The sequence below is a fragment of the Streptomyces tailanensis genome, from assembly GCF_008386495.1.
GTDB lineage: Bacteria > Actinomycetota > Actinomycetes > Streptomycetales > Streptomycetaceae > Streptomyces > Streptomyces tailanensis.
The window spans coordinates 1-5,778 of the sequence record NZ_VTHJ01000142.1 but is presented as its reverse complement, the minus strand read 5'-3'; the positions used below and the strand labels follow the sequence as shown (position 1 = coordinate 5,778).

Annotated in this window: 5 protein-coding genes; 3 read left to right on the top strand and 2 right to left on the bottom strand. The window is 71.6% G+C overall.

Features of this window, described 5'->3' with window-relative positions; genetic code table 11:
* Positions 1 to 78: 78 nt before the first annotated feature.
* On the bottom strand, positions 79 to 1,149 hold the full coding sequence (locus F3T56_RS45395; protein WP_149831304.1) for a class I SAM-dependent methyltransferase: 1,071 nt from the start codon (positions 1,147 to 1,149) through the stop codon (positions 79 to 81).
* A gap of 191 nt (positions 1,150 to 1,340) precedes the next feature.
* Positions 1,341 to 2,693: a serine/threonine-protein kinase gene (locus F3T56_RS45390; RefSeq protein WP_172639491.1), complete on the bottom strand. Its 1,353-nt coding sequence runs from the start codon at positions 2,691 to 2,693 to the stop codon at positions 1,341 to 1,343.
* Positions 2,694 to 3,091: 398 nt separating this feature from the next.
* Between F3T56_RS45390 and F3T56_RS45385 the strand changes: the two genes are divergently transcribed.
* The 3 genes from F3T56_RS45385 to F3T56_RS45375 all read left to right on the top strand — a co-directional run bounded on the left by F3T56_RS45385 (position 3,092) and on the right by F3T56_RS45375 (position 5,682).
* Entirely contained in the window at positions 3,092 to 4,228 is a 1,137-nt protein-coding gene (locus F3T56_RS45385; RefSeq protein WP_149831303.1) for a PP2C family protein-serine/threonine phosphatase, read from the top strand.
* A 64-nt stretch (positions 4,229 to 4,292) separates the two neighbouring features.
* Positions 4,293 to 4,796 carry a MarR family winged helix-turn-helix transcriptional regulator gene (locus F3T56_RS45380; RefSeq protein ID WP_149831305.1) on the top strand — a complete coding sequence of 168 codons (504 nt, stop codon included), beginning with the start codon at positions 4,293 to 4,295 and terminating at the stop codon, positions 4,794 to 4,796.
* A 247-nt stretch (positions 4,797 to 5,043) separates the two neighbouring features.
* A complete protein-coding gene (locus tag F3T56_RS45375; RefSeq protein WP_246204852.1) occupies positions 5,044 to 5,682 on the top strand; it encodes a hypothetical protein in 639 nt (212 codons plus the stop codon).
* The last annotated feature ends 96 nt before the right edge of the window (positions 5,683 to 5,778 follow it).

The following is a 5,778-nucleotide window of genomic DNA, read 5'->3' as shown; positions in this document are numbered from 1 at the left end:
AGGCGTGCCGCATGGTGTGCGGCACGCCTCGCCCGTCGTCTGCGAAAGGAGCCGTTTGGACCTGGTCGTTCGTACGGCCTACGGCCGGATGTCGTAGAGGACGTTGAACGGGTCATCGGCCGTGGACCGGGACACGTCGCTGAAGCCCGCCTCGGCGCACAGGTCGCGTACGACCGCCTCGGGCATGCCGCACGTTCCGAGGGCGGCTCCGTCGTTCGCGAGGGAGGTGGTCATGCAGTAGAAGACGCTGAAACCGTAGAACATCGATGCGACGGGGCCGACGTTGTCCTCGGGACGGTCCTCGCAGTTGATCTCGAGCATCAGGTAGTCGCCGTCGTCCTGGACGGCGGCCCTGATGGCGGAAAGAAGCCGCTTCGGCTCCGCCGCGTCGTGGATGACGTCGAAGGTGGTGACGAGGTCGTAGCGTCCGGGAAGCCCCTGGGCGGCGTCGACCGTCTCGAAGGTCACACGGTCGGCGACACCGGCCTTCTCCGCGTTCGCCCGGGCGCGTTCCACCTGGGCCGGGAAGTTGTCGAAGCCCGTGAAACGCGAGCGGGGAAACGCCTTGGCGAGCACGATCAGGGCGCGGCCCGCACCGCATCCCACGTCCGCGACGTCGATGCCCCGCTCCAGCCTCTCGACGACGTGCGGAAAGGTGCTCAGCCAGTCGTCGACCATCACGCTCTCGAACCAGCTGCCGGTGAAACGGCTCATGCCGTCCCACAGGATGTCCGGGTAATCGCCCTGCCGTACGCCTCCGCCACTCCGGAAGGCCTCGATCAGTCGTTCGTACGGCGCCAATGCGGCAGGCATCATCTGATAGACACCGCCGAGGAACATGGGCCCCGGTTCGTCCGCAAGGGCGGGGGCGTGCTCGGCGGGAAGGGCGAAGCGCCCGGGCTCCCGTTCCTCCAGATAGCCCGCGGCGGTCATACCCCGCAGCCACTCACGTACGTAACGCTCATTCAGGTCCAGACGGCCCGCGAGCTCCCGGCTGTCGGCGGGGCCGCCCGCCGCGAGGTCCTTGAACAGACCCAGCCGGTCCCCCAGGTGGCACAGACCGATGGTCATCGTCCCGCTGAGGTCCCCGAGCGCCTTCTCCATGAAGGCTTCGACCTTTGCTTCGTCCACTTCTCGCTGCGCTGCCACCGTGTCCCTCCTGGCCGAGCACGATCGCGCGGTGCGACCGGCCCAGCCAGCCAAGCACCGAGCCGCTCCCTCGGGCCGCCGCCACGACGGGCGGAGAGGCTCGGGCCGGTTCGCCTCACCTGATCCGGGTATCGGAGGCGTACTCAGTACTCGGCATCCGCGGATCCGACTCGAACCGGTCGCGGCGGCGGTCAGTCGTCCTCGTCCCGGTGCTTGCGCTCTGCCTCCCGTTCGCGCTCTTCCTCCTGCTTCTGTCGCCTCTCCTCCCTCTTCGTCGCCTCCTCTCCTCCCGTGTCCACCGTGTCTTCGTGATCTTCCTCGTCCGTGAGGACGCTCGCGGAGGGGAGCGGCGACGCGCTGCGCTCTGCCGGCGGAGTCGATGCCGGAGGCGGGCCCGCGGTGCGGGTGGGGTCGGGGCCGGTCGTCTCCGCTGAACTGTTGTCAGGGGCGAACCACGCCATGCCGGCGAGCATGGCGGCCAGGAAGATCAGCACTCCGGCGACGGCACCCGTCAGCCCCTTTCGACGGCCGGCGAGGCCGCGGATGCTCGGCCGCTGACCGGAGCCACCGTGCACGCGGCCCGTGTGCCCGGTGGTGGACGGCAGCATGTAGGTGGGCGCCCGGGACTCGTCGGCCGCGCGGTGCCGGGCGGATGGTGCAGCCGGTGTGGGCTCGGCCGGGTGGAGAGCCTGAGGCTGGGGAGCCGGTGCGGTGGGGGGCAGGGGCTCGGGGTGGCCCTGCCAGGCGTTGGAGGCGAACCAGTCGGCGGCCTGTTGCGCCGTGGGCCGGTCCTCGGGCCGCTTGGCGAGGAGTCCGAGGAGGTAGTTCTCGAACGCGGGCGGCAGGTGGATGCCGAGGTCGCGAGGTGGTACGGGCGGGGCGTCGAGGTGCTGGTGGAGGATCGCGACGGCGGTGTCCGCGTGGAACGGCGGGCGGCCGGTGGCGAGGTGGTAGAGCACACAGCCCAGGGAGTAGATGTCGGAAGCCGGGGAAGCCGCTTTCCCCAGGGCGCGTTCGGGGGCGAGGTAGAGGCTGGTACCGACGATCTGTCCGGTGGCGGTGAGCGCGGCGGCCGGGTCGTCGAGGAAGCGGGCGATGCCGAAGTCACCGATCTTGAGCGTGCCGTCGGCGTCCAGGAGCAGGTTCGCGGGCTTGATGTCCCGGTGCACGATGCCCTGTTGGTGGGCGGCGGCGAGCCCGGCCGCGGCCTGGGCGGCGATACGGGCGGCCTGCGCCGGGGGCAGCGCTCCCGACGGGGAGAGGGCGTGGGCGAGGCTGTCGCCCTCGACCAACTCCATCACGAGGAACAACCGGTTTTCGTGTTCCCCGAAGTCCAGGACCCCGACCACGTGCGGGTGGTTGAGACGGCCGGCGGTCTGCGCCTCCAGGCGGAAGCGGGAAGCCGCGGTGGAATCGGACTCCTGGCCGAGCAGGAGTTTCACGGCCACGGGTCTGCCGAGGACTTCGTCGTACGCCCGCCAGACCTCTCCCATCGCGCCGCGTCCGATGGGGGCGTGCAGCCGGTACCGGCCCGCTATCAGCACCTGTGCTTCATCCTCACGCCACAAGACGACTGGTTCGCCGCAGGCCAAGGCGCGCTCGAAAGGGCGCCTGATGTGGTGGGGGGAGCCGCAGCGGTCTCACCTTACCGGCCGAGTAACGCCCGGCACCGACGCCGTCACCTTGAAACAAGGGCCGGCCGTCGTCGGATGCCCGCGCCTGTAGTCCGCCATGATCTCCGCGACGGTCCAGTTGTCGCCCTCGGGGTCGTACGGCCGCTTCTCGGCGTTCTCCGTCGGCCGGGTGTCGGCTTTGGGCCTCGATTGGGTAAAGGGTCGTGGTGGGAAGCGGTCCGCGAACAGACCGTTGCATAGTCTAAAGGTGGGGGAGGGGCGCCTGGGCCGGCGGCTCTCCGGGGTTCGCGACGCCGCTGGAGTGCGCCATGACCGGGAAGAAGCCGCCGCCGAGTGCCACGGTGCTGACCTGGATGCCGGGCGGTGTCATGGCGGTGGTGACCGTCGTGGATGTCGTGGTCGGGCCGGGGGTCGGACTGCTGCCGTTGGTGTCGCTGGGGCCCGCGTTCGCCGGGCTGGTCGGCGGGTGGCGTCGCACCGCGCTGACGGGCGTGGTGGCGCTCGTGCTGTGTGTGGGCCTCGGGATCTACGATGGGGTGTTCGAGGAGCGCCGGGGCTTCGCCGCGCTGGGGTCGGTCGTGGGTGTCACTGGTGCGGGAATCGCGGCGGCCGTGATGCGCTCCCGGCGGGAGGCGGAACTGGCCGGCGTGCGCTCGATCGCGGAGGTGGCCCAGCGGGTGCTGCTGCGGCCGGTGCCGCTGACGGCAGGGCCGTTGCAGGCGGCGGTGTCGTACACCTCGGCCGTGGCGGAGGCACGGATCGGGGGTGATCTGTACGAGGTGGTGGCCTCACCGCACGGGATCCGGGTGATCGTGGGGGACGTACAGGGCAAGGGGCTGGCCGCCGTCGAGACGGCCGCGGTGGTGCTCGGCGCGTTCCGGGAGGCGGCCCATGACGAGCCGGACCTGGCGGGAGTGGGTGAGCGGCTGGAGCGCAGTGTGGAACGGGAGTTGGAGGGTGAGAAGTTCGTCACCGCGATCCTCGCCGAGATCGGTTCCGACCACGAGGTCGTCTTCCTGAACTACGGCCATCCGGCTCCGATGCTGGTACGGGAGGACACCACGGCCGACTTTCCCGAGCCGCCCTCCTACGCGCTGCCCCTGGGGCTGGGCGCGCACGGCAACGCCGGACCTCGGCCCTACCGGGTGGGGTTCGCGCCGGGTGAGCAGTTACTGCTGTACACCGACGGCGTCACCGAGGCCCGGGACGAGGACGGGTGCTTCTATCCCCTGGCCGAACGGGCCGCTCTGCTCAAGGACCCCGACGCGCACGGCGCGCTCGACGCGCTGCGCCGGGACGTGGCGGGGCATGCCGCGGGACCGCCCCACGACGACGCCGCGATGCTGCTGCTCCGCTATCACGGGCACGGGAGCGGCGAGAGGCCCGGCCGTGGGGGTGAACCATGGAACGGTCATGGGAGTGGAAAATCTGTTCCCATGGGCTGAGCGGGTGGCGTCCGCGGCGCGGTAGAAAGGTTGTATGGCGCAATCTGAGGCCCCGATCGAGGGCATGGACGATGTCGACGCGGTGACCCGTGCGGTGCTCACCGCGTCGAGACTGCTGGTCGCCGTGTCCGCCCGGTCGCTCGCCGAGGTCGAGGAACGCGTGACGCTGCCTCAGTTCCGCATGCTCGTGGTGCTGTCCACCCGCGGTGCCACCAAACTGGTGACCCTCGCCGACGCCCTCCAGGTCGCGCCCTCCACCGCGATGCGCATGATCGACCGGCTGATCGCGGCCGGGCTCGCCGACCGGCAGGCCAACCCCGACAACCGCCGTGAGACCGTGCTCCGGCTCACGGAGGAGGGGCGCCGCACCGTCGAGGACGTCACCGGTAGCCGTAGGGCGGAGATCGCCGGGATCGTCGCGCGCCTGGCGCCGGACCAGCGGGCGGCGCTCGTGGACGCGCTCACCGCCTTCAACGAGGCCGGCGGCGAACCGCTCGCTCCGGCGGCGGACGACACCGAGCCGTACCCCCTGGGCTGGGTCGACTCACCGGTGGTCCGGGGCGCCTGAGCATCCGGGCTGTTCTTCCTCCTCGGCTGTTTTGCATAATGCAAGAGAGCTGTGAGGGTGTCGTGACCGGCCCTGGGCCCCGCGGGCGTGTGATCGCGGAGGGTGGAAGTACGGGCTGTACGGCGGCCGCCGTCCGTCCGGCCCCGTCCTGGGTCGCCGCGTCGGCGGCGCGGCTCGTGGACATCGGACGACAGGGGAGCGGCGGATGCGCGGGCCGGGTCGGCCGCCGCTCGACGGTGGCCCGGGAGTGGCTGAGCAGGTCAGGACGGCGGTATGGGGCCCCGCCGAGTACGTCGGCCTGCCGCCCCGATGGCTGCTCGTCGAGGGGGTCCTGGTCGGCGTCCTGGCGGCCACCGCCATCGTCGGAGTCGGGACCGCCGGGGTCTGGACCGGGCATCCCGCACTCGCCGCCGGAGAGGGCGGACTGGTGATCGCCGCCGCGCTCACCGTCTACCTGCTCATCACCGGCGCGGGCCGCGCACTCGTCGGAATCGCCGCCGCCCTCGGCGTATGCCTGGCGCTGCTGACCCCGCAGGCGGCCACCTGGCTGGTGCTGGCCGAGCGTGGCGAGGTGCAGTCGGTGGTGGTGACCCTCGTCGAGGGAGGACCGGGAGCCGGCGCCGAGGACGGACGCTACCTGTGCTCCGTGACCGACTCGACCGGTGCTCCCCTCTCGAAGCGGATCTGGCGAGGGTGTGAGGGGTCGACCAGGCCCGGGGACGCCCTGTCGGTCGTGTACGACCCGGAGGGGGCGGTGCCGCCGCGCGGCGTGGCTCCGGGCACGGAACGTGGCCCGTTGACCGAGGTGACGGCGGTCGCGCTCGCGCTCGTCGCCGGGTGCGCGCTCGCCGTCGTACGGTCCTTCCGACTCGGCCCGCCCGCCTAGGTCCTGTCGTCACATTCCCGTCGTCCGCCCGGAGGGCGGGCCGAGCGCCCGCCGCGGTAGCGGCTGATGTCCGCGTAGGTGCGTGCTCTGGGCGTG